The sequence below is a fragment of the Streptomyces sp. TAA204 genome (assembly GCF_000424965.1).
In genome coordinates, this window is sequence record NZ_AUKW01000006.1 from 34,936 (window position 1) to 59,840 (window position 24,905).

General features: G+C 70.3%; 22 protein-coding genes and 1 pseudogene. 19 read left to right on the plus strand and 4 right to left on the minus strand.

What is annotated here, in order from left to right; translation table 11 throughout:
* Nucleotides 1-93: 93 nt before the first annotated feature.
* Both H343_RS0112950 and H343_RS0112955 read right to left on the minus strand, forming a co-directional pair.
* Entirely contained in the window at nt 94-762 is a 669-nt protein-coding gene (locus tag H343_RS0112950) for a response regulator transcription factor (RefSeq protein ID WP_028431501.1), read from the minus strand.
* A gap of 41 nt (nt 763-803) precedes the next feature.
* Nucleotides 804-1,676, minus strand: coding sequence for a RecB family exonuclease (locus H343_RS0112955; RefSeq protein ID WP_051265120.1), 873 nt, complete (start codon nt 1,674-1,676; stop codon nt 804-806).
* Between the two features lie 124 nt (nt 1,677-1,800).
* On the opposite strand from H343_RS0112955, the gene H343_RS30375 reads away from it, so the two are divergent.
* From H343_RS30375 to H343_RS0112970, 3 genes are all read left to right on the plus strand, one after another.
* Nucleotides 1,801-3,330, plus strand: a complete 1,530-nt coding sequence (locus tag H343_RS30375; protein ID WP_078505546.1) for a site-2 protease family protein — start codon at nt 1,801-1,803, stop codon at nt 3,328-3,330.
* 32 nt (nt 3,331-3,362) lie between these two features.
* Nucleotides 3,363-4,286, plus strand: coding sequence for a tRNA (adenine-N1)-methyltransferase (locus H343_RS0112965; RefSeq protein ID WP_028431503.1), 924 nt, complete (start codon nt 3,363-3,365; stop codon nt 4,284-4,286).
* Between the two features lie 205 nt (nt 4,287-4,491).
* The gene (locus H343_RS0112970) at nt 4,492-5,061 is read left to right on the plus strand and encodes a hypothetical protein (protein WP_028431504.1); all 570 of its coding nucleotides are present in this window, start codon (nt 4,492-4,494) and stop codon (nt 5,059-5,061) included.
* Nucleotides 5,062-5,125: 64 nt separating this feature from the next.
* Here H343_RS0112970 and H343_RS0112975 read toward each other — a convergent pair whose 3' ends face one another.
* On the minus strand, nt 5,126-5,413 hold the full coding sequence (locus H343_RS0112975; RefSeq protein WP_028431505.1) for a ferredoxin: 288 nt from the start codon (nt 5,411-5,413) through the stop codon (nt 5,126-5,128).
* Between the two features lie 243 nt (nt 5,414-5,656).
* Between H343_RS0112975 and arc the strand changes: the two genes are divergently transcribed.
* From arc to prcA, 5 genes are all read left to right on the plus strand, one after another.
* On the plus strand, nt 5,657-7,423 hold the full coding sequence (arc, locus tag H343_RS0112980; protein WP_028431506.1) for a proteasome ATPase: 1,767 nt from the start codon (nt 5,657-5,659) through the stop codon (nt 7,421-7,423).
* Between the two features lie 253 nt (nt 7,424-7,676).
* The gene (dop, locus tag H343_RS0112985; RefSeq protein WP_486586891.1) at nt 7,677-9,188 is read left to right on the plus strand and encodes a depupylase/deamidase Dop; all 1,512 of its coding nucleotides are present in this window, start codon (nt 7,677-7,679) and stop codon (nt 9,186-9,188) included.
* Between the two features lie 142 nt (nt 9,189-9,330).
* A complete protein-coding gene (locus H343_RS0112990; protein WP_028431508.1) occupies nt 9,331-9,549 on the plus strand; it encodes a ubiquitin-like protein Pup in 219 nt (72 codons plus the stop codon).
* A 130-nt stretch (nt 9,550-9,679) separates the two neighbouring features.
* On the plus strand, nt 9,680-10,525 hold the full coding sequence (prcB, locus tag H343_RS0112995; RefSeq protein WP_028431509.1) for a proteasome subunit beta: 846 nt from the start codon (nt 9,680-9,682) through the stop codon (nt 10,523-10,525).
* Nucleotides 10,526-10,577: 52 nt separating this feature from the next.
* The gene (gene prcA, locus H343_RS0113000; protein WP_028431510.1) at nt 10,578-11,363 is read left to right on the plus strand and encodes a proteasome subunit alpha; all 786 of its coding nucleotides are present in this window, start codon (nt 10,578-10,580) and stop codon (nt 11,361-11,363) included.
* 162 nt (nt 11,364-11,525) lie between these two features.
* On the opposite strand, the gene H343_RS0113005 is transcribed toward prcA, so the two are convergent.
* Complete coding sequence (locus tag H343_RS0113005; RefSeq protein WP_078505548.1) at nt 11,526-12,617, minus strand: LacI family DNA-binding transcriptional regulator; 1,092 nt, start codon at nt 12,615-12,617, stop codon at nt 11,526-11,528.
* Nucleotides 12,618-12,747: 130 nt separating this feature from the next.
* Here H343_RS0113005 and H343_RS30380 point away from each other — a divergent pair.
* The 11 genes and pseudogenes from H343_RS30380 to H343_RS0113060 all read left to right on the plus strand — a co-directional run bounded on the left by H343_RS30380 (nt 12,748) and on the right by H343_RS0113060 (nt 24,740).
* Nucleotides 12,748-14,056, plus strand: a pseudogene (locus H343_RS30380) (MFS transporter).
* Nucleotides 14,057-14,065: 9 nt separating this feature from the next.
* Nucleotides 14,066-15,427: a Pup--protein ligase gene (pafA, locus tag H343_RS0113015; RefSeq protein ID WP_028431512.1), complete on the plus strand. Its 1,362-nt coding sequence runs from the start codon at nt 14,066-14,068 to the stop codon at nt 15,425-15,427.
* Between the two features lie 135 nt (nt 15,428-15,562).
* Nucleotides 15,563-16,477 carry an FKBP-type peptidyl-prolyl cis-trans isomerase gene (locus H343_RS0113020; protein ID WP_037903627.1) on the plus strand — a complete coding sequence of 305 codons (915 nt, stop codon included), beginning with the start codon at nt 15,563-15,565 and terminating at the stop codon, nt 16,475-16,477.
* Between the two features lie 62 nt (nt 16,478-16,539).
* A complete protein-coding gene (locus H343_RS0113025; protein WP_028431514.1) occupies nt 16,540-16,914 on the plus strand; it encodes an FKBP-type peptidyl-prolyl cis-trans isomerase in 375 nt (124 codons plus the stop codon).
* Between the two features lie 138 nt (nt 16,915-17,052).
* Nucleotides 17,053-18,027 (plus strand): WYL domain-containing protein, encoded by a 975-nt coding sequence (locus H343_RS0113030; protein WP_028431515.1) that lies wholly within the window; start codon nt 17,053-17,055, stop codon nt 18,025-18,027.
* Nucleotides 18,028-18,042: 15 nt separating this feature from the next.
* The gene (locus H343_RS0113035) at nt 18,043-19,005 is read left to right on the plus strand and encodes a WYL domain-containing protein (protein ID WP_028431516.1); all 963 of its coding nucleotides are present in this window, start codon (nt 18,043-18,045) and stop codon (nt 19,003-19,005) included.
* A 119-nt stretch (nt 19,006-19,124) separates the two neighbouring features.
* Nucleotides 19,125-19,391 (plus strand): hypothetical protein, encoded by a 267-nt coding sequence (locus H343_RS30385; RefSeq protein WP_051265122.1) that lies wholly within the window; start codon nt 19,125-19,127, stop codon nt 19,389-19,391.
* Nucleotides 19,392-19,618: 227 nt separating this feature from the next.
* Nucleotides 19,619-19,906, plus strand: coding sequence for a Sec-independent protein translocase subunit TatA (tatA, locus tag H343_RS0113045; RefSeq protein ID WP_028431517.1), 288 nt, complete (start codon nt 19,619-19,621; stop codon nt 19,904-19,906).
* 95 nt (nt 19,907-20,001) lie between these two features.
* A complete protein-coding gene (tatC, locus tag H343_RS0113050; RefSeq protein WP_028431518.1) occupies nt 20,002-20,973 on the plus strand; it encodes a twin-arginine translocase subunit TatC in 972 nt (323 codons plus the stop codon).
* Nucleotides 20,974-20,990: 17 nt separating this feature from the next.
* Entirely contained in the window at nt 20,991-21,884 is an 894-nt protein-coding gene (locus H343_RS0113055; protein ID WP_028431519.1) for a diacylglycerol kinase, read from the plus strand.
* 45 nt (nt 21,885-21,929) lie between these two features.
* On the plus strand, nt 21,930-24,740 hold the full coding sequence (locus tag H343_RS0113060; protein WP_028431520.1) for a DEAD/DEAH box helicase: 2,811 nt from the start codon (nt 21,930-21,932) through the stop codon (nt 24,738-24,740).
* Nucleotides 24,741-24,905 lie beyond the last annotated feature (165 nt).

A 24,905-nucleotide genomic window follows, 5' to 3' on the forward strand; every position in this document is an offset into this window, starting at 1 on the left:
CCGGGCCGCACCACGGCCCGGCTGAGACGTCGGCAGGCCACGCCCGCCGGGCCCCGTCGCCGCCGCCCGCCGAGGCCACACCACCCGTGTGCTCTACGCCCCGGGACGGACCAGGCCGCTCTCGTAGGCGTACACGGCGGCCTGGACACGGTCGCGCAGCCCCAGCTTGGTCAGCACGTGCCCCACGTGCGTCTTGACCGTCGTCTCGCTGACGAACAGGTCGGCTGCGATCTCCGAGTTCGACAGACCCCGCGCCACCAGCTTCAGCACCTCCACCTCACGGTCCGTCAACTGGTGGAGCGTGTCCGGCACGGGCTCCTCGCCCGAGGGCAGCTTGCCCGCGTACTTGTCCAGCAGCCGGCGGGTGATGCTGGGCGCCAGCATCGCCTCGCCCGCGGCCACCACTCGGATCGCCTGCACCAGCTCGACCGCCGGCGCGTCCTTGAGCAGGAAGCCGCTGGCTCCGGCGCGCAGCGCCTCCACCACGTACTCGTCCAGGTCGAAGGTGGTCAGCACCAGCACCTTCGCCGGACCGTCCTTGGCCGGGCCGGTGATGCGCCGGGTCGCCTCGACGCCGTCCATCCGCGGCATGCGGATGTCCATCAGCACCACGTCCGGCTGCAACGCCCGTACCTGATCCAGCGCCTGGAGTCCGTCGCCGGCCTCACCGACGACGGCGATGTCCTGCTCCGCCTCCAGGATCATCCGGAACCCGGTGCGCAGCAGCGGCTGATCGTCGACCAGCAGTACGCGGACAGCCACGGAGTCTCCCTCGATCGGCGGCGGCAGGCCCCCATTCTTGCTCAAGCCCCGTCAGGTGACTCCGGTGACCCGTCCTCCGTGCGCGGCTCCGGCAGCCGGGGCTGCACGGTGAGCGGGTACGGCGGGGGAGAACCGCCGAATTCCGGACAGTGCTCCTGGTGGTCGCACCAGTTGCACAGCTTGCCGGGGCGGGGCCGCCAGTCTCCCGTCTCCGTCGCCCGGGTGATGGCCTCCCACAGCGCGTGCAGCTTGCGTTCGACGCGTAGCAGATCCCTCTCGTCGGGGTCGTAGGTCAGGACGTCACCACTGCCCAGAAAGACCAGTTGCAGCCGGCGGGGCACGATGCCGCGCAGCCGCCACACCACCAGCGCGTAGAACTTCATCTGGAAGAGCGGGCCCTCGGTGAACTGCGCCGGCGGCGCCTTGCCCGTCTTGTAGTCGACGATGCGCACCTCGCCCGTCGGAGCGACGTCGACGCGGTCGATGACGCCGCGCAGCCGCAGCCCCGACTCCAGCCGCGTCTCCACGAACATCTCCCGCTCCGCGGGCTCCAGCCGGGTGGGGTCCTCCAGCGAGAACCACCTCTCCACCAGGGCCTCCGCCTCGGCCAGCCAGCGGGCGAGCTCCGCCCCGTCCTCGGCGAACAGCTCGCGCAGCTCGGGCCGCCTGGCCAGCAGACGTTCCCATTCCCCGGCGACGAGTGAGCGCGCGCGTGGCAGACTGCGCTGCTCGGCGGGGGAGTCGAAGAGCCTCTCCAGTACCGCGTGCACGACCGTCCCGCGTGTGGCGGCGGCTGAGGGTTTCTCAGGCAGTTTGTCGATCACCCGGAAGCGGTAGAGCAGCGGGCACTGCATGAAGTCGCTGGCGCGGGAAGGCGAAAGGGAGTTGGGCGGCGAGGCGACTCGGGTGTTCATGGGGCACGACCCTAGAGCCCCGCACCGACAGCGGACGCATACCATCGAGGACGGCGCACCCGTAATGCACGATCATGGGAACCGGCAGCGCAGCGCAGTGCGAGGAAGCGGCAGAGGGGAACCCGTGGCGGACACGGACAACGGCGGCAAGCCGCACGACGGCGGCTCCTCCGGCGACTCCGGCAGGGAGGAGCCCGGAGCCGGACGGGAGGACACCGGCGGCCTCCCCGGCCGGCCGGACGCACCGGCACGCCCCCAGGAACAGGCGGAGCATGACATGACGGCCCGTACGCCGTCCGGCGACGGGCCCCGCGGCACCGGCCCGGTGAGCGGCGGCGGCCAGGCCCCGCCGGAACCGGCCGAAGCCGGCGAGCGGCCCGGGCCCCCGCCCGTACCCTCCCCCGAGCACGAGCGCGAACCCGCCGGGCTGCCGGGCCCGGCCGAGTCCGCCGGAGCACTCGGCGGCGGCGACTCCGCCGGCCCGGAGAAACCCCGCCGCGCCCGCCCCTTCGGCGGCGGCATCCTGATGGGCCGCTTCTTCGGCGTACCCATCTACGTCGCTCCGAGCTGGTTCCTCGTCGCCGCCCTCATCACCTGGGTCTTCGGCGGCCAGCTCGACCGCATACTCCCTGACCTGGGCTCCTTCCGCTATCTGATCGCGCTCTTCTTCGCGGTGGCCTTCTACGCCTCCGTCCTCGTGCACGAACTGGCCCACACGGTCGCCGCGCTCCGCTTCAAGCTGCCCGTACGCCGCATCCAGCTCCAGTTCTTCGGCGGTGTCTCGGAGATCGAGAAGGAGGCCGAGACCCCCGGCCGCGAATTCGTCCTCGCCTTCGTCGGTCCCCTGCTCTCGGCCGTGCTCGCCGCGGTCTTCTACGGGGGCATGAAGGCCGTCGAACCCGGCACCGTTCCGGGTGTCCTGCTCGCGGGGCTGATGATCTCCAACCTCATCGTGGCCGTCTTCAACATCCTGCCCGGACTGCCCCTGGACGGCGGACGCATGCTGCGCGCCGTGATCTGGAAGGTCAGCGGCCGGTCCATGACCGGCACGGTCTTCGCCGCCTGGACCGGCCGGGCACTGGCCATCGCCGTGCTGATCGGCCTGCCGCTGGCCACCCACGCGGGCGGCTTCAGCGAGGACACCCTCAGCGGACTGGACTCCCTCACCGACGCGCTGCTCGCCGCCATCCTGGCCGCCATCATCTGGACGGGCGCCGGCAACAGCCTGCGCATGGCGCGGCTGCGTGAGCACCTTCCGGACCTGCGCGCCCGCAGCCTCACGCGGCGTGCCGTGCCGGTGCCCAGCGACACCCCGCTCTCGGAGGCGCTGCGCCGCGCCAACGACGCAGGCGCCCGCGCCCTCGTCGTCGTTGACGGCGCGGGCGGCCCCGTCTCGCTCGTACGGGAGTCCTCGATCGCCGGTGTCCCCACGCACCGCCGCCCCTGGGTCGCCGTCTCCACCCTCGCCCAGGACCTCAAGGAGGGCATGCGCGTCCCGGCCGAGCTGGCCGGTGAGGAACTGCTGGAGCATCTCCGTGCGACCCCCGCCACCGAGTATCTGGTGGTCGAGGAGACCGGGGAGATCTACGGAGTGCTCTCCACCGGGGACGTCGAACGGGCCTTCGTCGCGGCCATGGCCAAGCCCTCGGCGTGAGCCGGGCCGTGCGCACCCGTTAGTCTGTGCGTATGTCCGAACCGACCGGTGCCGCCCGCCGTCGCGGGCCCTTCAAGGTCGGGGACCAGGTCCAGCTCACCGATCCCAAGGGACGCCACTACACGTTCACGCTCGAGTCAGGGAAGAGCTTCCACACCCACAAGGGAGCCTTCCCCCACGACGAGCTGATCGGCGCTCCCGAAGGCAGTGTCGTCCGTACCACGGGAAACGTCGCCTATCTCGCGCTGCGCCCCCTGCTCCCCGACTACGTCCTGTCCATGCCGCGCGGCGCCGCCGTCGTCTATCCCAAGGACGCGGGTCAAGTCCTGGCGATGGCGGACATCTTCCCCGGAGCGCGTATCGTCGAAGCGGGCGTCGGCTCCGGCTCGTTGAGCACGTTCCTGCTGCGCGCCATCGGCGACCAGGGCATGCTGCACAGCTACGAGCGGCGTGCCGACTTCGCCGAGATCGCCCAGCAGAACGTCGAGCGCTACTTCGGCGGGCCGCACCCCGCGTGGACCCTGTCCGTGGGAGACCTCCAGGACCACCTCTCCGACACCGACGTCGACCGCGTCATCCTCGACATGCTCGCTCCCTGGGAGTGCCTGGATGCGGTCTCCAAGGCGCTGGTGCCCGGGGGCATCCTGTGCAGCTACGTCGCCACCACGACCCAGATGGCGCGCATGGTCGAGTCGATCCGCGAGCACGGCACGTTCAACGAGCCGCAGGCGTGGGAGACGATGGTGCGCAACTGGCACGTGGAGGGCCTGGCCGTACGCCCCGATCACCGCATGATCGGGCACACCGGCTTCCTGCTCACCGCCCGCCGTCTCGCCGACGGTGTCGAACCGCCGCTGCGCCGCCGCCGTCCCGCCAAGGGCGCCTACGGGGAGGACTACACCGGTCCCGGCAGTACCTCGGGCACCTCGTCCTCGTCCTCGTCCTCGTCCGGCTGAGGCGTCCGCAGCCGCCTGGGCGACACCCGTCCCGTCCCACCGAAACGGCCCCGTCACCGCGTCCCGAACTCGGTGCCGGGGCCGTCGCGTTGACGCCGCGTCAGAAAAGCCGGCGAGAACCGCGGACCCGGGCGTTCCGATGCGGTGTGACGTATGGCACGATGCTGGGCACCCCCAAGCACACCTCTCACAGGAGTCACCCGGCGTGACGGAACTGCCGCACACCCGTACCCGCATGGTGCACTGGCTGAGCACGGCTGTGGCCCTCGCCGCCGTCCTCGGCGGCTCGGCCCTGATCCAGCCCGCGGGCGCCACCGCACAGGCCACGCTCTCCACTGCCGCCGCCGCCCCGGGACCGGACCCGGAGAAGGCGGACTTCCCGGTGGACTGCGGCGGAGGCCCGCAGGCCAAGATCGATGTGGTGGACCGGGGTTCCGCGGACTTCGACGGCGACGGACGGAGCGAGACCGTCGCGTCCGTGCGCTGCCACTCGGGCACGGGGACGCCGCCCAACGCTCTCTTCGTGCTGGCCTCCGCGGCACGGGCCGAGGAGCCCCCGCGAGTGGTCGCCACCATGCTGCGCACCAAGGAGCGCATGACCGTGCAGGACCTGAGGGTGACGGGGCGCACCGTCTCCGCCGAGCTCCTCGGTTACTCCTCGCCCTCGGTCCCCAGCTGCTGCCCCGACAAGCAGCGGAAGGTGAAGTGGGAGTGGAAGGGCGGGAAGTTCGTGCTGCGCGCGGCCCCCGCCCCGGGCAGCCCGCAGAGCGTCTGACGCGCAACGCCCGCTTCCCCGCCCCCCTTCACTCACCGAACGTGCGCGGTCGTCACCGTGCGTGTCACTCGGCGTCGGGGCCGTAGACCTCGACGTTGTCCGAAACCCGACGGACGTGAATGCAGTCCCCCGGGCACTCCTTGGCCGAATCCGCGACGTCGCTGAGAAGCGGAAGAGGCACGGGAGTCGTGGCTCCCTTCTCCTGGAGCAGTTCGTCCTCGGCGCTCTTCACATACGCCAAGCCGTCGATGTCCAGCTCGAACACCTCGGGCGCGTACTGCGCGCAGATTCCGTCGCCGGTGCACAGATCCTGGTCGATCCAGACCTCGAGGGTGTCGTCCCCGGTGCTCATCCTTCTCGCCTGCCGTTCCTGCGCTTGTGGTGGAAAGCTGTTGCCCACATTGGGGTGTTGACCGTCCCGACCCTACAACCGGCCGCTTTCGGATGGTCATGGGTGGGTATTCCCTGGCGTGAGGGAGCGCGCAAGGGTGAAGATCAGACACACCGCGACCGTCTTTGTGATCTAGGGTTTCAACCCGTACCGGTCCAGGTAGGGTCAGGAAGCGTCCAGCTCCCCCTGGAGGAGGTGAGGACCGTGGCAGCCCACGACGACGAAAGCAACCGCGGCACCCGGCCCGGTCGGGGTTCAGAAGACCCCGCCGGCCAGGTCGCGTATCTCGAGCAGGAAATCGCCGTCCTGCGCCGCAAGCTCGCCGACTCTCCGCGTCACACTCGGATTCTTGAGGAGCGGATTGTCGAGCTGCAGACCAACCTGGCCGGAGTATCCGCGCAGAACGAGCGGCTCTCCAACACTCTCCGTGAGGCGCGCGATCAGATCGTCGCCCTCAAGGAGGAGGTCGACCGCCTCGCGCAGCCACCGGCGGGCTTCGGTGTTTTCCTGCAGGCGAACGACGACGGCACGGCGGACATCTTCACCGGCGGGCGCAAGCTCCGTGTGAACGTCAGCCCCGGCGTCGAGCTCGAAGAGCTCCGGCGCGGCCAGGAACTGATGCTCAACGAGGCGCTCAACGTGGTCGAGGCCATGGAGTTCGAGCGTGCCGGCGAGATCGTCATGCTCAAGGAGGTCCTCGAGGACGGCGAGCGTGCCCTGGTCGTCGGGCACACCGACGAGGAGCGCGTGGTGCGCCTCGCGGAGCCGCTCCTGGAGACCACGATCCGCGCCGGCGACGCCCTGCTGCTGGAGCCCCGCTCCGGCTACGTCTTCGAGGTCGTGCCCAAGAGCGAGGTCGAGGAACTCGTCCTCGAAGAGGTCCCCGACATCGACTACGCCAAGATCGGTGGTCTGCGCGGGCAGATCGAGCAGATCCGGGACGCGGTGGAACTGCCCTACCTGCACCCGGACCTCTTCAAGGAGCACGAACTGCGTCCGCCCAAGGGCGTTCTGCTCTACGGCCCGCCCGGCTGCGGCAAGACGCTCATCGCGAAGGCTGTCGCGAACTCCCTGGCCAAGAAGGTGGCGGAGGTCACCGGCAAGCCCCAGGGCAAGAGCTACTTCCTGAACATCAAGGGTCCGGAGCTGCTCAACAAGTACGTGGGCGAGACCGAGCGGCACATCCGTCTGGTCTTCCAGCGGGCACGTGAGAAGGCGAGTGAGGGCACGCCCGTCATCGTCTTCTTCGACGAGATGGACTCCCTCTTCCGTACCCGCGGCTCGGGCGTCAGCTCGGACGTGGAGAACACCATCGTCCCGCAGCTGCTCTCCGAGATCGACGGTGTGGAGGGCCTGGAGAACGTCATCGTGATCGGCGCCTCCAACCGCGAGGACATGATCGACCCGGCGATCCTGCGTCCCGGCCGTCTCGACGTGAAGATCAAGATCGAGCGTCCCGACGCCGAGGCCGCGAAGGACATCTTCTCCAAGTACCTCACCGCGAACCTCCCGCTGCACGCGGACGACGTCTCCGAGCACGGCGGCAACACCAACGCCGCGGTGGACGCCATGATCCAGTCCGTGGTGGAGCAGATGTACGCCGAGTCCGAGGAGAACCGCTTCCTGGAGGTCACCTACGCCAACGGTGACAAGGAAGTGCTCTACTTCAAGGACTTCAACTCCGGCGCCATGATCGAGAACATCGTGGGCCGGGCGAAGAAGATGGCCATCAAGGCTTACCTGGACCAGAACCAGAAGGGCCTGCGCGTCTCCCACCTGCTCGCCGCCTGCGTGGACGAGTTCAAGGAGAACGAGGACCTCCCCAACACCACCAACCCGGACGACTGGGCCCGCATCTCCGGCAAGAAGGGCGAGCGGATCGTCTACATCCGCACGCTGGTCACCGGAAAGCAGGGTGCGGACACCGGTCGTTCCATCGACACCGTGGCCAACACCGGTCAGTACCTGTAAGCAGATAGCGATCCGGCTGCGGACGCCCCTGCGGACCCCGCCGAAGGCAGGGTGAGGGCGTCCGTGGCCGGATCGTTTTTGAGCAGTCTGAGGAAGTCCGCTGAGTGATCCCCCGACTTCAGTCCGTGCGTTCTAGGCTCGTGTGCAGTGCCGCTGTGCGCAGTGCCGACGGAAGGGACGCACACGGGTTGGATGCGCGGCGGGACTTGAGCGGTGGCCCATCGGCGGGCCGTCGCCGGGCAAGGAGGGCCGCATGACCGTACGGCGAGTAATGGGCATCGAGACCGAGTACGGGATCTCCGTGCCCGGCCACCCCAACGCCAATGCCATGCTCACCTCGTCCCAGATCGTCAACGCCTACGCCGCGGCGATGCACCGGGCGCGCCGCGCCCGCTGGGACTTCGAGGAGGAGAACCCGCTGCGGGACGCCCGCGGATTCGATCTGGCACGCGAGTCCGCCGACGCCAGCCAGCTCACCGACGAGGACATCGGTCTGGCCAACGTCATCCTCACCAACGGCGCGCGCCTCTACGTCGACCACGCCCACCCCGAGTACAGCTCTCCGGAGATCACCAACCCCCTCGACGCCGTCCTGTGGGACAAGGCGGGGGAGCGGATCATGGCCGAGGCCGCCGAGCGCGCCGCGGAGGTCCCCGGCACCCAGACGATCCATCTGTACAAGAACAACACAGACAACAAGGGCGCCTCCTACGGCACGCACGAGAACTACCTGATGAAGCGGGAGACGCCGTTCTCCGACATCGTGCGCCATCTGACGCCCTTCTTCGTCTCCCGCCAGGTCGTCTGCGGTGCGGGGCGCGTCGGTCTCGGCCAGGACGGCAGCGAGCACGGCTTCCAGCTCAGCCAGCGTGCGGACTACTTCGAGGTCGAGGTCGGCCTGGAGACGACCCTCAAGCGGCCGATCATCAACACCCGTGACGAGCCCCACTCGGACGCCGAGAAGTACCGCCGGCTCCATGTGATCATCGGCGACGCGAACCTCTCGGAGATCTCCACCTACCTCAAGCTGGGCACCACCGCGCTGGTCCTGTCGATGATCGAGGACAACTTCATCGCCGTGGACCTCGCCGTCGACCAGCCGGTACGCACGCTCCACCAGGTTTCGCACGACCCCACGCTCGGCCGCCTGATCACGCTGCGCAGCGGCCGTACCCTCACCGGCGTCCAGCTCCAGATGGAGTACTGCGAGCTGGCGCGCAAGTACGTCGAGGAGCGCTGGGGCGCCGACGCCGACGAGCAGACCAAGGACGTGCTCGCCCGCTGGGAGGATGTGCTCTCCCGGCTGGAGCAGGACCCGATGAGCCTGTCCGGTGAGCTGGACTGGGTCGCGAAGCTGGAGCTGATGGAGGGCTACCGCCGCCGCGACCAGCTCGGCTGGGACGCCGCGCGGCTGCATCTGGTGGACCTGCAGTACGCCGACGTACGCCCCGACAAGGGCCTCTACAACCGTCTCGCGAACCGCGGCAACATCCAGCGGCTCCTGCGGGAGCCGGATGTCGTGCGTGCCGTGGGCAAGCCGCCGGAGGACACCCGTGCCTACTTCCGCGGCCGCTGTCTGGAGCAGTACGCGGACGACGTGGCCGCGGCCTCGTGGGACTCGGTCATCTTCGACCTGCCCGGCCGTGACTCTCTGCAACGAGTGCCCACGCTGGAGCCGCTGCGGGGTACCCGGGACCACGTCAAGGAGCTGCTGGACCGCTGCAGCACGGCGGAGGACCTGGTGAGGGTGCTTTCCGGGGGCTGATCGACGGCTATCCGGCACCGGAAACGGGAATCACCGGGGTGGCCCTCCGACGTTGGGAGAAGTGAGGAGCCGATGTCAGTCCCTGCTTGTAGGGTCTGATCTTGTACGTCACGCGTACACCGAACCGAGCGGGGTGAGGGTTATGGCGACCAAGGACACCGGCGGCGGGCAGCAGAAGGCCTCCCGCCAGACCGAGGACACCGAGGAGCAGACGGAGGAGACGCAGGTCTCCGAGGACCTCAAGGAGCGTCAGGAGGCGCTCTCGGAGGACGTGGACTCCGTGCTCGACGAGATCGATGACGTCCTTGAGGAGAACGCCGAGGACTTCGTGCGCTCCTTCGTTCAGAAGGGCGGAGAGTAAGGCGCGTGATCACCGTCCTGCGCCCCAGGCACCGGGGGCGCAGGACGGATGACTCTCCGGCCCGCGGGTAGGGTCCGTGCAGTATTCCAAGATCTCCTCTGACCGAGTTCCGACTCGTGGAAGGAAACGTGTGGAAGCCAACACTCGTGACACAGGGCGTCTGCCGGCAGCCTTCCTGACGCCCGGCTCGTCCTCGTTCATGGACTTCCTGTCCGAGCATGCGCCGGACGTGCTGCCGGGCAGCCGCCCTCTGCCCGCCGTCGAGGGTGCCGTGCAGGCTCCGCACGGCACGACCATCGTCGCGGCGACCTACGGCGGCGGCGTCGTGCTGGCCGGTGACAGGCGGGCGACGATGGGCAACGTCATCGCCCAGCGGGACATCGAGAAGGTCTTCCCCGCGGATGAGTTCTCCGCGGTGGGGATCGCCGGTACGGCCGGGCTCGCGGTGGAGATGGTCAAGCTCTTCCAGCTCGAACTGGAGCACTTCGAGAAGGTCGAGGGCTCCACGCTCTCCCTGGAGGGCAAGGCCAACAGGCTCTCCACGATGATCCGCAGCAACCTCGGCATGGCGCTCCAGGGCCTCGCGGTCGTCCCGGTCTTCGCTGGGTACGACGTGGACCGTGACAAGGGCCGGATCTTCTCCTACGACGTCACGGGCGGCCGTTCCGAGGAGGTCGGCTTCACCGCCGTCGGATCGGGCTCGGTCTTCGCGCGCGGTTCGCTGAAGAAGCTGCACCGGGAGGACCTGACGGAGCAGCAGGTCTCCACGGTGGCGCTCCAGGCTCTCTACGACGCCGCGGACGACGACTCGGCCACGGGTGGTCCGGACATGACCCGGCGGATCTATCCCACGCTCACGGTCATCTCCGACGAGGGCTGCCGCAAGGTGCCCGAGGAGGACGTCTCCGAGCTCGTCCGCACGATGCACGCGGGCAGGCTCGAGCACCCCAACGGGCCGCAGGCCCCGCTCTCCTAACGGCCACGGGGCCCTGCGCCCTCTTTACAGGACAGGAAGGGACGGATAGCCGGTGTCGACGCCGTTCTACGTCTCACCCCAGCAGGCCATGGCGGACCGCGCCGAATACGCCCGCAAGGGCATCGCGCGGGGCCGAAGCGTGGTCGTGCTGCAGTACGCCGACGGCATCGTGTTCGTCGCCGAGAACCCCTCGAGGTCGCTGCACAAGATCAGCGAGATCTACGACCGCATCGCCTTCGCAGCGGTCGGCAAGTACAACGAGTTCGAGAACCTCCGCATCGGCGGCGTGCGTTACGCGGATCTGCGCGGTTTCACCTACGACCGGGCCGACGTGACAGCACGCGGTCTGGCGAACGTCTACGCGCAGACGCTGGGCACCATCTTCTCCAGCGCGGCGGAGAAGCCGTACGAGGTGGAGCTGATCGTCGCGGAGGTCGGTCCCGCGCCCGAGGACGACCAGATCTACCGGCTGCCCCACGACGGCTCGATCGTCGACGAGCACGGCTCGCTCGCGGTCGGCGGCAACTCCGACCAGATCAACACCTATCTCGAGCAGCGGCACCGTGACGACATGACGCTGGCCGAGGCCGTCAGGCTCGGCAAGGAGTCCCTCGCCCGGGACAACAACGGCGGTGAACGCGAACTGACCGCCGACCAGTTGGAGGTCGCGCTGCTCGACCGCGGCCGGGTGCAGCAGCGGAAGTTCAAGCGGGTGCTGGGCCGTCAGCTCGAGCGACTGCTCGGGGAGGACGGCGGCGGGCCCTCCGGCGGGTCCTCGGACGAGGAGGGCGATTCCGGGGAGTCGGAGGACTCCACGGACTCCGGCTCGAACGAGTAGCCCCCGGAAGGGAGGCGGGGCCCCGGCCCCGCCGCGCACACAGCCCTGACGCACTCTGTACATGCCCCGGCAGCATCAACAGCTGCCGGGGCACGCGCCGTTGCGGCTTCCCGGTCGGGTCCCAGGGCCGGCCGCGTCCGTGGAGGAGGGGCGCCGGCGGCCTCAGCGGTCCGTGGCAGGAGGAGCGGTGGAGCCCCGGCGGACCAGCCGGACAGGCAGTACCGGTGCCTTGGGCGTACGTCCCGCGAGCACTGCCAGCAGCGCGTTCATGCCCGCGGCACCGACTTCCCCGGCGGGCAGCCGGACCGTCGTCAACTCGGGTTCCAGCGCGGTCGCCAGACTCAGATCGTCGAAGCCCGTCACGGAGACGTCCTCGGGCACCCGCAGCCCCAGACGCCGTGCCGCCTTGCACGCCCCCGCCGCCAGCAGGTCGTCGTCGCAGACCAGCGCGGTGGGCCGGGGCTCGCAGGACAGGGCGCGGGTCGCGGCGACCAGGGCCTCCTCGACGCTCAGGCCGGAGCGCTCCGTGCGCACGAGTTCCCCGGCGCTGCCGGTCAGGGCCCCGGCCAGGGCGCGGGCCCGTATGGCGAAGGTCCAGGTGTCGACCGCGGCGGCCAGATGCGCGATGCGCCGGTGTCCCAGTTCGAGCAGGTGTCCGGCGGCCTGGTGCATGCCGTCGGCGAGTTCGAGGTTGACGGTGGCGGCGGCTCCGCCCTGTGGGTCGCTGTCCAGCATGACCAGTGGGAGCTGCCCTCCGTCGCGCAGCGCGGCCAGTGCCTCCGGCGCCATCGAGGAGGCGATCACCCCGTCGAGTGCGGCGCGTGCTGAGCCGAAGGGGTCGACAGCGGGGCCGGTGCCCTCCGGTGAGGGGTAGAGCACCACGCCGAAGTCGTGTTCGGCGGCGACGCGGGAGGCGCCCGCGTGGACCCTGGCGAAGTAGTCGTGGGTGAGCGCCGGCACGACGAGGAGCGCGGTCCGGGTGCGGCCCAGCCGGAGGCTGCGGGCGGAGAGGTTGGGACGGTAGCCGAGCGTGCGGGCGGCGGAGCGTACGTTGTCGGCCGTACGTGGCGAGACGCGGCCCTGCCATTTCCCGCCGAGTACGAGGGAGACGGTCGCCTGCGAGACGCCGGCCTGCCGGGCCACGTCGCGGCTGGTCGGTCGGGCGGCCGCCGGGGAGTGCGGTGCCACGGAGCGTTCGGGTGAGTGCCCGGCGGGCCGCTCCTCCGCGGTCTCCGGCCGCCGGTCGCTCGCCATCAGTGCCGCGCTCCTTCCGCCCGGGAGATGTGGTCCGGGGTGGACCGCCCGGTCAGCGACATGGTACGTATGAGAGCGCGCGTTATACGTACAACGTGCGCGGGTGGTGACGCGGAGGGGAAACCGAGTGATGGCGACGGGCTATGCCGAACTGCTCCGCGCGCGGCACGCGATGCGACTGCTGGTGGGCACGCTCGTGGGGAGGCTGCCCAACGCCACGGCCGCACTGGCGATCGTGCTCTTCACGCGCGCCGAGGGCGGCAGTTACACGCTCGCGGGCGTACTCTCCGCGGTCTACGGCCTCGCGACCGCCGTGGGGCAGCCGCTGCTGGGCCGGCTGGTCGATCTCCACGGGCAGCCCCGTGTGATGCTGCCGGCCGCGCTGCTCTCCGGCCTGGGCATGGCGCTGTTCGCGTTCGCCGGTATCGACCCGGTCCTGCCGGCGGCTGCGGCCGTCCTCGTCGCGGGCCTGGCCACACCGCCGCTGGAGGGCGGGCTGCGCGCGCTGTGGCCCGGCGTGCTCAAGGGCCCGGAGCGGGTGCACCGGGCGTACGCGCTGGACGCGGTGGCCCAGGAAGTGATGTTCGCCGTCGGGCCGCTGATGGTGACTCTGCTCGTGGCGCTGTGGAACGAGGCGGCCGCGCTGCTGGTCATCAACATTCTCGGAGTGCTCGGCGCGCTCTCCGTCGTGGTCTCGCCGCCCTCCCGGGGCTGGCGCTCCGCGCCGCGCGAGGCGCACTGGCTGGGCGCGCTGCGCTCCGGCGGCCTGCTCACCCTGCTGGGGTCCTTCTTCTTCGTCGGGCTCGCGCTCGGGTCCATCGCGGTCGCCGCCGTCAGCTACGCGGACGACCACGGCGAGGCGCTCATCTCCAGCTACCTCCTCTCGGCGCTGGGCTTCGGCGCGCTCGTCGGCGGCCTCGTCTACGGGGCGCGCCACTGGGCGGGCGTCCCGGAGCGGCGGCTGATCTGGCTGGTTCTCGCCCTCGCCGGAGGCTACCTCCCCCTGGCTCTGGTGCCCGGCGTGGTCACGATGACCGCGCTGGCCGGTCTCTCGGGTGTCTTCCTCGCGCCGGCGCTGGCCTGTGCGTTCGTGGTGGTCGACCGGCACGCTCCGTCCGGCACCGTCACCGAGGCGTTCTCCTGGCTGGTCACCACCTTCGGGGTGGGCGCCGCCGGGGGGACGGCCGTGGTGGGCCCGGTCATCGAGTGGGGCGGGACCTCCGCCGGGTTCGGGGTCGCGGGTGCCGGCGGCGTGGCCGCGCTGCTGGTGCTGCTGCTGACCACGCGCGCCCTCTCGGCGGACTCCGCCCTCGCCCGCACGGAGGCCGTCGCGGGAGACGCCGCAGGTCCCGGCGAGACGTCTGTGCCGGTCACGGGGGGCGGAAAATGATCGCAACGGCGCCGCCGATCCCGGTTTCAGAACAGGCCGTCAGGCGTAATGTTCAGTCATGGACCGCCGAATCTTCGGGCTTGAGAACGAGTACGGCGTCACGTGTACGTTCCGGGGACAGCGCAGGCTGTCCCCCGACGAAGTGGCGCGGTACCTCTTCCGCCGTGTCGTGTCATGGGGCCGCAGCAGCAACGTCTTCCTGCGCAACGGCGCCCGCCTCTACCTGGACGTGGGCTCCCACCCCGAATACGCCACCCCCGAGTGCGACAACGTGACCGAGCTGGTCACCCACGACAAGGCGGGTGAGCGGATTCTCGAGGGCCTCCTCGTCGACGCCGAGCGCCGCCTGCACGAGGAAGGAATCGCAGGCGACGTATACCTCTTCAAGAACAACACCGACTCGGCGGGCAACTCCTACGGCTGCCACGAGAACTATCTCGTCGCGCGGCACGGTGAGTTCTCGCGGCTGGCTGACGTCCTGATCCCCTTCCTCGTCACCCGCCAACTTGTCTGCGGCGCTGGCAAGGTGCTGCAGACCCCGCGCGGCGCGGTCTTCTGCGTCAGCCAGCGCGCCGAGCACATCTGGGAGGGCGTCAGCTCCGCGACGACCCGTTCCCGTCCGATCATCAACACGCGCGACGAGCCGCACGCCGACGCCGAGCGCTACCGCCGTCTGCACGTCATCGTCGGCGACTCCAACATGTCCGAGACGACCATGCTGCTCAAGGTCGGGGCCACCGACCTCGTCCTGCGCATGATCGAGGCGGGCACGGTCATGCGCGACCTGACCCTGGAGAACCCGATCCGGGCCATCCGCGAGGTCAGCCACGACATTACCGGGCAGCGGAAGGTGCGCCTGGCCAGCGGCCGTGAGGCGTCCGCGCTGGAGGTGCAGCAGGAGTACTACGAGAAGGCGCTGGACTTCTGCGAGCGGCGCGGTATCCGCACGGGCCGGGTCGAGCGTGTGCTGGAGCTGTGGGGGCGCTCCCTGGACGCCGTCCGCACCCAGGAGCTGGACAAGATCAACACCGAGATCGACTGGGTCATGAAGTACCAGCTGATCGAGCGCTACCGGAACAAGAACAACATCACGATGTCCCACCCGCGTATCGCTCAGATAGATCTCGCGTACCACGACATCCACCGGCGCCGGGGTCTGTACTACCTGCTGGAGCGCAACGGTCAGGCTGCCCGTATCTGCAACGACCTGAAGATCTTCGAGGGCAAGTCGGTGCCGCCGCAGACCACGCGGGCCCGGCTGCGCGGAGACTTCATCAGGCGGGCCCAGGAGCAGCGCAGGGACTTCACCGTCGACTGGGTGCACCTCAAGCTCAACGACCAGGCTCAGCGCACCGTGCTGTGCAAAGACCCCTTCCGGTCGGTCGACGAGCGCGTGGAGAAGCTCATCGCCGGGATGTGATACGTGTCGGCGGGGGCCGGGATCGCCGGGCGGGGTCGTAGGGTTGCTCCGACCGCCCGGACAACCCCTACACCGCGAGTTGGACACATGCTGCAGACTCCCGGGGGAACGACCCCCCACCCCAGGAAACCCTACGTGCGCCGCCTCGCCGCGGCGCTGGCCGTTCCCCTGCTTGCCGCCTCCCTCGCGGCCTGCGGCGGCGAGGGCGAGTCCGAGCCGAAGGACGGAGCCGTCCCGCAGGTCACCGGTGCCGCGGACAAGAAGCCCAAGGTGGCCAAGGGTGAGGGCAAGCCGCCGAAGGACCTGAAGGTCAAGGTCCTCAAGGAGGGCGACGGCAAGGCGGTCAAGAAGGGCGACTCGCTCAACGCCAACTACCACGGCCAGCTGTGGAGCGGCAAGGAGTTCGACAGCAGCTGGAAGCGTGGCCAGGCGGCGACCTTCCAGATCGGCACCGGCAAGGTCATCAAGGGCTGGGACGAGGCCCTGGTGGGCAAGAAGCTGGGCAGCCGCGTGGAGATGGTGGTGCCGCCGTCGAAGGGTTACGGCAAGGAGGGTCAGCCGCCGCAGATCCCCGCCAACTCCACCCTCGTCTTCGTCGTCGATCTGGAGAAGATCATGCCGAGCAAGATCGACGGCGAGCCGGTGAAGGGCGAACACAACCCCGAACTGCCCGAGGTCAGCACTGAGGTCGTCAAGAACAAGGCGCCCAAGGTGACGATGCCGGAGGGCGTGGACGAGGCGCCGGACGGGATCGTCGACGAGACCGTCGTCGAGGGCGACGGCAAGAAGATCACCAAGAAGAGCACCGTCCTGAGCAACTTCACCGCGAAGATGTGGAAGGACGGCAAGCAGCTCGACAACACCTGGGAGCAGGGCGGGCCGCAGGAGATCCCCGTCTCCAAGATCCCCGGCTGGGCCGAGGGCCTGGAGGGCAAGAAGGCGGGCAGCCGCGTGGTGATCTCCGTGCCGAAGGACGAGTTCCCGAAGGAGCAGCGCAAGCAGTTCGGGTCCGGGGTGGTCTTCTCGGTGGACGTGCTGAGCGTGAAGTGAGACCCCTGAGGCGTGACAGACTGGCGCGGTTGTCCGAATGAATCGTTGGTAGGAGCCATTTCGTGAGCATCGACAAGCCCGAGGTCGACTTTCCCGAGGGCGCGCCGCCTGCCGACCTGGAGATCGTGGATCTCTGGGAGGGTGACGGGCCCGAGGCCAAGGCCGGGGACAACGTCTCCGTCCACTACGTCGGCGTCTCCTTCTCCAGCGGCGAGGAGTTCGACGCCAGCTGGAACCGCGGCAAGCCGCTGCAGTTCCAGCTCGGCGCCGGGCAGGTCATCCCCGGCTGGGACCGCGGAGTGCAGGGCATGAAGGCCGGCGGCCGCCGCCGGCTGACCATCCCCGCCCACCTCGCCTACGGCGAACAGGGCGCGGGGGGCGGCCGTATCAAGCCGAACGAGACCCTGATCTTCGTCTGCGACCTGGTCTCCGTCTGACACGGGCCGGCACCACGGCATCCGAGGACCCCGCCGGGCGCGGGGTCCTCGGTCTTTGCTTTGGCGGCGCATCCGAGTAGCGGTACGGTCGGTTGCCAGAAGAGCACAGAGCAGCACGAGAGAGGCACGAGGGAGCCCATGGCGATTGCCAAGGCCGAGCGGCTGATGAACCTGGCGCTGTGCCTGCTCGGAACCCGGCGTCCGCTGACCAAGCGTGAGTTGCGTACCTCGATCGAGGCTTATCTGGAGGCGGGCAACGACGAGTCCTTCAACAGGATGTTCGAGCGCGACAAGGACGATCTGCGCGAACTCGGGCTCGTCATCGACACGGTGGAGAGCATGGACGGCGAGGTGGGCTACCGCGCCCAGCATGACAGCAACCGGCTGCCGCCCATCGCTCTGGACGCCGAGGAGGCCACCGCTCTGGGCCTGGCCGCCCGTGTGTGGCAGCAGGCCCGCCTCGCCGGGGCGGCCAGCGGCGCCCTGCAGAAGCTCCACGCCGCGGGCGGCATGCCGCAGGACAGCGGTACCGTGGAGGGCTCCGCCGCGGCGATCCCGCACAGCACGCTGGAGCCCCATATCCCCGCCCGCGAGGCCGCGTTCGAACCTCTCATGCTCGCCTGCAGGGACCGCCGTCCCGTCGTCTTCGACTACCGGAAGTCCAACGCGGCACGCGCCGAGCGCCGGCAGGTGGAGCCGTGGACGCTGGAGTGCTGGCGCGGCCACTGGTATCTCGCCGGCTTCGACCGGGACCGGCAGGCCGAGCGCGTCTTCCGCGTCTCCCGCATCACCGGCCCCGTACGCTCCAGGGCCTCCGCCTTCACCGCGCCGGTGCCCGATCAGGTCACCGTGCGGGAGACCGTCGAGCGCTGGGCGGGGGAGAGCGCATCGCGTACCGCCCTCATCCGGCTGCGCACCGGTGCCGGCTACCCGCTGCGTGCCCGTGCGGCTCGGGTGAGGGAACTGGCCGACGGCTGGAGCGAGTTGGAGATTCCTTACGGACACGGTCTGGACGCCTGGCTGGTGGAGTTCGGACCGGACGTGATCGTGCTGGAACCGGCCGAGCTGCGTGCCGACGTCGTCGACCGGCTGCGTGCCGTCGCCAAGGGCTGAGGGGAAGCGGAACCCGTGGCATCGAACGCCATCGACCAGACCCGCCGGATGCTGTCGCTGGTGACCTACCTGCGCGACCGTCCCGGCGCACGCATCGACGACGTCGCCCGCGCCTTCGGCATCACAGCCGACGAGCTGATCTCCGACCTGGACGTACTGCCGATGTGCGGCACCAGTTTCCGCGGCGGCGACCTGCTGGAGATCGACACCGACGGCGAACGCATCTGGTGGCGCAACGCCGACGCCCTGGGCAGCGACACGGCGCAGCCGCTGCGGCTCGCCTCCGACGAGGCGACGGCCCTGCTGGTGGCGGCCCGCGCGGTGGCCACCCTTCCCGGCCTGCGGGAGAGCGACCGGGACGCGCTGCTGCGTGCCACGGCGAAGCTGGAGGCGGCGGCGGGAGAGAGTGCGGGTGCCTCCTCCCGGCTTTCCGTCACCTTCGAGTCGGAGGGCGGGGTCTTCGCCGACGTCGACCGCGCCATCGCCGGGCGCCGCAGGCTCTGGCTGCGCTACTACTCACCGGCGCGCGACGAACTGACCGAGCGCGAGGTCGACCCGATCCGTCTCTTCGCCGTCGGCCACACCTATCTGGAGGCGTGGTGCAGGCTCTCGGAGGCCCGCCGCACCTTCCGGCTCGACAGGGTCGCGGAGATCAAGCTGCTGGACGAGCCCGCCGACCCGCCCCCGGTCGAGCTGCGGGACCTGAGCGAGGGGCTGGTGCAGCCCGCGGCGGAGGACCCCGAGGTCGTCGTCGAGGTCGGTCCGGGCGGACGGTGGGTCGCCGAGTACTACCCGTACGACAGCGCGGAGGAGCTGCCCGACGGAGGGTTGCGCGTGACGCTGCGCACGCCCGACCCGGCCTCGCTGCGCCGGCTCGCTCTGAGGCTGGGCCCGGACGGACGCATCGTGGCGCCGCGTGAGCTGGCCGAGAGCGCGCGGGACGCGGCGCGGCGGGCGCTTGCGGCGTACGGGGAGTGAGACGTTCCGGGAGCTGAGGCGTGCCGGTCGCTCGTTCGGGCGTGACCGGGTGTGAGGGGTGCGCCTTCCCGTGCGCCCGGGGCGGGGCCCGCCTCCCCGTGAGCCACTAGGCTCTGCGCATGTTCTGGCCCATGTTCTCTCTCGTGCTCGCCTTCTGCGGCATCGCCGTGCTCGGTGTCCTCGCCGTCCGGGTCGGCCTGGAAGTGCGTCATCTCACCCGGGCCGTGGGGGACAGCGCGGAGCGGATCACCCGGGCCGCCGAGGACCTGGAGCGTGCCGCGGTCCCGCTCGCCGGGCGGGCCGGTGCGTCCGGAGGCGGGGCCCGTGATGCCGGTGATGCCCGTGAGGCCGCTGAGGTGCGCACGCCGGGCGGGGACCGGTTGTGATGAGCGGTACGGCCCACGCGTACTGCCTGGCCCGTACCTTTGCGCGGTAGGCTGCTGAGTGCCGTGTCACGCGAGGGAGAGGTGACCGCAACCCGGAGTGGGTACAGGCATTGCCCCCGGTTCACTCCTCAGGGTTACGATCGCTGAGAGCGCTCACTTGACGCGGCCCGTCCGAATCACACGGCAGGCAAGGACACACGCCGGCCCCGGCGAGAAGGTAGTGGCACATGATCGGCAATCTGAAGCCCCTGGAGATCGTTCTGATCGTCCTGGTCATCCTGCTGCTGTTCGGCGCCAAGAAGCTTCCGGACATGGCTCGTTCGCTGGGCAAGTCGGCCCGTATCCTCAAGAGCGAAGCCAAGCAGATGAAGAAGGACGGCGGCGACGAGAAGGACGACGCCGGCACCTCCGCGGACTCCCAGCAGGCCCCGCGCACCATCCAGGCGTCCCCCGGGGACGTCGCCAGCTCGCGGCCCGTCTCCGAGCCGGCGAACGAGCAGCAGAAGCAGTCCTGAACGGCCGCCCGGCTCCGGGACCTCCGGAAGCCAGGCGAATCAGACATTTCAGGCATATGTCACTGCGGTGGCACTTCACGCGATGAGGACGTGCCTTGCTCAAGTCAGCCCCCAAAGAGGGCAAGAGGGAGAAGGACCCCGAGGGGCGGATGCCCCTCGCGGAGCACCTTCGGGAGCTGCGCAACCGGCTGATGAAAGCGGTGCTGGCGATCCTCGTCGTCACCATCGTGGCGATGATCTACTACAAGCCGATCGCCGACTTCCTCACCGACCCGGTGCGCGATTCCGTCGGCTGCACGGAAGGCTTCGGGAAGGCCGCCGACGAGGGCGAGGCCTGTGCCGAGATCACCATCAACGGCCTGATCGCGCCCTTCACGATCATGCTCAAGGTGGCCCTGACCGTGGGCGTCGTCGCCGCCTCCCCGGTGTGGCTGCACCAGCTGTGGGGCTTCCTCGCTCCCGGGCTGCACAAGAACGAGAAGAAGTACGCACGCGCCTTCGTCGGTGTCGGGGTGCCGCTCTTCCTCGGGGGCGCCTACCTCGCCTACCTCATCCTGCCCATGGCGGCCAAGACCCTGCTCGACTTCAGCCCCGACGGCACCGGCAACCTGATCCCGCTGGACGACTTCCTCGACATCGTCACCCGGCTCGTGATCGTCTTCGGCCTCGCCTTCGAGCTTCCCCTGCTCCTGGTGATGCTGAACTTCACCGGCATCCTCGGCGGCCGGCAACTGCTGGGCTGGTGGCGGGTGATGGTGCTGTGCATCACGGTCTTCTCCGCCGTCGCCACCCCCACGGGTGACCCCCTGACGATGGGCGCCCTGGCCGCCCCGATCGTGCTGCTCTACTTCGGTGCGGTCGCCGTGTGCCTCTTCAACGACCGGCGACGGCGGCGCAACAACCCCTACGCGGACCTGGACGACGACGAGGCGTCCGAGATCGGCGGCCCCGAGGCTCTCGAAGAGGGCGAGAACGTCCCGGCACAGCGGGCACTGACCGAGGGCGACGGCGAGGGAACGGGCGAGCGCGGTCCGCGCGGACGAGACGGTTACGGCGACGCGACCTGACCCGGTAGGGTCCGCGCGTGACCAGCGAGATCACTCTTTTCGTCAATCCCACAGCGGGCAGGGGCCGCGGTGCCGGTGCCGCCCAGCCGGCCGCCGACGCGCTGCGGCAGGCGGGCTTCGCGGTGCGCACGGTGGTCGGCAGCGACGCCGCCGACGCACTCCTGCGGGCACGTGAGGCCGTCGCCGGAGGCACCGGCGCCCTGATCGCCGTCGGGGGCGACGGTATGGCCTCCCTCGCCCTGCAGGCCGTCGCCGGCACGGATGTGCCGCTCGGCGTCGTCGCTGTGGGCACCGGCAACGACTTCGCCCGGGCCAGCGGCTTGCCGGTGCGCCGGCCCGCCGAGGCCGGAGCGCTGATCGGCGAGGCACTGAAGCGGGGGACCTGGCGCACGGTCGACCTCGGCAGGGTGGGGGAGCGCTGGTTCGGGTCGGTCCTCGCCTCCGGCTTCGACTCACGCGTCAACGACCGCGGCAACCGGATGAGGTGGCCCGCCGGAAGGCTCAAGTACGACCTGGCGATCCTGGCCGAACTGGCAGCGTTCCGGCCGGTGCCCTACCGGCTCACGCTGGACGGCGGCGAGCCGCGCGAGATCGCGGCCACGCTGGTCGCGGTCGGCAACGGACCGTCCTACGGCGGCGGCATGAGGATGTGCCACGGCGCCGAGCTGGACGACGGACTCCTGGATGTGACGGTGGTGGGCGAGTGCAGCCGTGCCACGCTGCTGCGGGTCTTCCCCCGCGTCTACAAGGGCACCCATCTGACCCATCCGGCCGTCACCACCCACCGGGCGCGCAGCGTGCGCCTGGAGGCCCCCGAGGTGACGGCGTACGCGGACGGCGAGCCGCTGGGGCCGCTGCCGCTGACCGTGCAGGTGGTCCCGCGTGCGGTGCGGCTGCTGGTGGGGGAGTAAAGATCGTGAGCGGTGCCGGGGGCGGCCGGTAGGCTCGTAGTCACGATGACCGAGGACCTGTCCCCCGCAGAGCGGTATGCCGCGGCGCGGAAACGCGCCGCCGAGCAGGCCACCGCTCTCGCCCCCTTCCGTGACCTGTACGACTTCGATCTGGACGCCTTCCAGATCGAGGCGTGCCAAGCCCTCGAAGCCGGCAAGGGAGTGCTGGTCGCGGCGCCCACCGGCTCCGGCAAGACGATCGTCGGCGAGTTCGCCGTCCACCTGGCGCTGACCCAGGGCCGCAAGTGTTTCTACACCACCCCCATCAAGGCCCTGTCCAACCAGAAGTACAACGACCTGGCCAAGCGCTACGGCGCGGAGCGGGTCGGCCTGCTGACCGGCGACAACAGCGTCAACGCCGACGCCCCGGTCATCGTGATGACGACCGAGGTCCTGCGGAACATGCTCTACGCGGGCTCGCAGTCCCTCCTGGGTCTCGGACACGTGGTGATGGACGAGGTGCACTACCTCTCGGACCGCTTCCGCGGCGCCGTCTGGGAGGAGGTGATCATCCATCTGCCCGAGTCCGTCACCCTGGTCTCGCTCTCGGCGACCGTCTCCAACGCCGAGGAGTTCGGCGACTGGCTGGACACGGTCCGCGGAGACACCAGGGTGATCGTCTCCGAGCACCGTCCCGTGCCGCTGTGGCAGCACGTGCTCGCGGGCCGGCGGATGTACGACCTGTTCGAGGAGAAGGCCGACAAGCGCGAGGTCAACCCCGACCTGGTGCGGATGGCGCGGATGGAGAACAGCCGCGTCACCTCGCCCCGCGACCGCCGCCGCGGCAGCCCGCGCCGCGAGGCGGACCGGGAGCGTGAGCGGCGCAGGCGGGCCCGCGTATGGACCCCGAGCCGGCCCGAGGTGATCGAGCGGCTGGACTCCGAGGGGCTGCTCCCCGCCATCACGTTCATCTTCAGCCGCGCGGGCTGCGAGGCGGCCGTACAGCAGTGCCTGTACGCCGGGCTGCGGCTCAACGACACCGCCGCCCGGGCCCGTGTGCGCGAGATCGTCGAGAAGCGCACCGCGGACATCCCCGACGCCGACCTGCACGTGCTGGGCTACTTCGACTGGCTGGAAGGGCTGGAGCGGGGCATCGCCGCGCACCACGCGGGCATGCTGCCCACCTTCAAGGAGGTCGTCGAGGAGCTGTTCGTGCGGGGGCTCGTCAAGGCCGTCTTCGCCACCGAGACGCTCGCGCTCGGCATCAACATGCCCGCCCGCTCGGTGGTGCTGGAGAAGCTGGTCAAGTGGAACGGCGAGCAGCACGCGGACATCACGCCGGGGGAGTTCACGCAGCTGACGGGCCGGGCCGGACGGCGCGGCATCGACATCGAGGGGCACGCCGTCGTGCTGTGGCAGCGCGGCATGGATCCGGGAGCGCTGGCCGGTCTGGCCGGTACCCGGACGTATCCGCTGCGCTCGTCCTTCAAGCCGTCGTACAACATGGCGGTCAACCTCGTCGGCCAGTTCGGACGGCACCGCTCGCGCGAGCTGCTGGAGACCTCCTTCGCGCAGTTCCAGGCGGACCGCTCGGTCGTCGGCATCTCCCGCCAGGTCCAGCGCAACGAGGAGGGGCTGGAGGGCTACCGGGGCTCCATGACGTGCCATCTGGGGGACTTCGGGGAGTACTCCCGGCTCCGGCGCGAACTGAAGGACCGGGAGACGGAACTGGCCAAGCAGGGGGCCATGCAGCGCCGCGCGCAGGCCGCCGCGGCCCTGGAGAAGCTCAGGCCCGGCGATGTGATCCATGTGCCCACGGGCAAGTTCGCAGGGCTGGCGCTCGTCCTCGACCCGGGCACCTCGGGCGGCGGCAAGGGCCCGCCGCACCACAGGGGCTGGCAGCAGCAGGACGGGCCGCGTCCGCTCGTCCTGACCGCGCAGCGGCAGGTCAAGCGGCTCGGCTCGATCGACTTCCCCGTTCCGGTAGAGCCGCTGGAGCGGATGCGTATCCCGCGTTCCTTCAACGCCCGCAGTCCCGAGTCGCGCCGCGACCTGGCCTCCGCGCTGCGTACGAAGGCGGGGCACCACACGCCGCCGCGGCACCGCAAGCAGCGTGCCGCCGCCGCGGACGACTCCGAGCTCGCGCGGCTGCGTGCCGAGATCCGCAAGCACCCCTGCCACGGCTGCGAGGAGCGCGAGGACCACGCCCGCTGGGCCGAGCGCTATCAGCGGCTGCGGCGTGACACGCGTCAGCTGGAGCGCAAGATCGAGGGCAGGACGAACACCATCGCCCGTACCTTCGACCGCGTCTCCGCCCTGCTGACGGAGCTGGGCTACCTGCGGGGGGACGAGGTCACGGACGACGGGCGGCGCCTGGCCCGGCTCTACGGAGAGCTCGACCTGCTGGCCAGCGAGTGCCTGCGCGACGAGGTGTGGGAGGGGCTGCCCCCTTCCGAACTGGCCGCGTGCGTCTCGGCGTTGGTCTACGAATCGCGCTCCGCCGACGACGCGATGCCGCCGAAGCTGCCGGGCGGAGGGGCACGGGTCGCCCTGGAGGAGATGGTGCGCATCTGGGGCCGTCTGGACGCGCTGGAGGAGGAGCACCGCATCAGCCAGACCGAGGGCGTCGGCCAGCGCGAGCCCGACCTCGGTTTCGCCTGGGCCGCCTACCGGTGGGCCGAGGGGCACGGCCTGGACGCGGTGCTCCGCGACGCGGACATGCCCGCCGGTGACTTCGTGCGCTGGTGCAAGCAGTGCATCGACGTGCTCGGCCAGGTCGCGGTGGCGGCTCCGGAGGGCGGCGACGTCGCGAGGAACGCGCGCAGGGCGGTCGAGGCGATGCGGCGCGGCGTCGTCGCGTACACCAGCGTGGGTTGACGGGGTACGGGCGCGGCCGGCCGCTCCGACGTCTCACGGACGCGCGGGGTGTTGACCGCGGCCCCGCGCGGGGGGCATGTTCACCGAGGCGTCAACCGTCCGGCGCCCCTGCGCCGGACGCGTGCGTCAGGGTGCTCGCATCCCGCCGTACCGGATGCCGCCGGT

What these genes read in the sequence shown, in the direction of transcription:
- H343_RS0112955 (WP_051265120.1), bottom strand. Translation starts at nt 1,676, where the DNA reads ATGAACACCCGAGTCGCCTCGCCGCCCAACTCCCTTTCGCCTTCCCGC.
- H343_RS0112965 (WP_028431503.1), top strand. Translation starts at nt 3,363, where the DNA reads ATGTCCGAACCGACCGGTGCCGCCCGCCGTCGCGGGCCCTTCAAGGTC.
- H343_RS0112975 (WP_028431505.1), bottom strand. Translation starts at nt 5,413, where the DNA reads ATGAGCACCGGGGACGACACCCTCGAGGTCTGGATCGACCAGGATCTG.
- dop (WP_486586891.1), top strand. Translation starts at nt 7,677, where the DNA reads ATGACCGTACGGCGAGTAATGGGCATCGAGACCGAGTACGGGATCTCC.
- H343_RS0112990 (WP_028431508.1), top strand. Translation starts at nt 9,331, where the DNA reads ATGGCGACCAAGGACACCGGCGGCGGGCAGCAGAAGGCCTCCCGCCAG.
- H343_RS0113005 (WP_078505548.1), bottom strand. Translation starts at nt 12,617, where the DNA reads ATGGCGAGCGACCGGCGGCCGGAGACCGCGGAGGAGCGGCCCGCCGGG.
- pafA (WP_028431512.1), top strand. Translation starts at nt 14,066, where the DNA reads ATGGACCGCCGAATCTTCGGGCTTGAGAACGAGTACGGCGTCACGTGT.
- H343_RS0113030 (WP_028431515.1), top strand. Translation starts at nt 17,053, where the DNA reads ATGGCGATTGCCAAGGCCGAGCGGCTGATGAACCTGGCGCTGTGCCTG.
- H343_RS30385 (WP_051265122.1), top strand. Translation starts at nt 19,125, where the DNA reads ATGTTCTGGCCCATGTTCTCTCTCGTGCTCGCCTTCTGCGGCATCGCC.
- tatA (WP_028431517.1), top strand. Translation starts at nt 19,619, where the DNA reads ATGATCGGCAATCTGAAGCCCCTGGAGATCGTTCTGATCGTCCTGGTC.
- H343_RS0113060 (WP_028431520.1), top strand. Translation starts at nt 21,930, where the DNA reads ATGACCGAGGACCTGTCCCCCGCAGAGCGGTATGCCGCGGCGCGGAAA.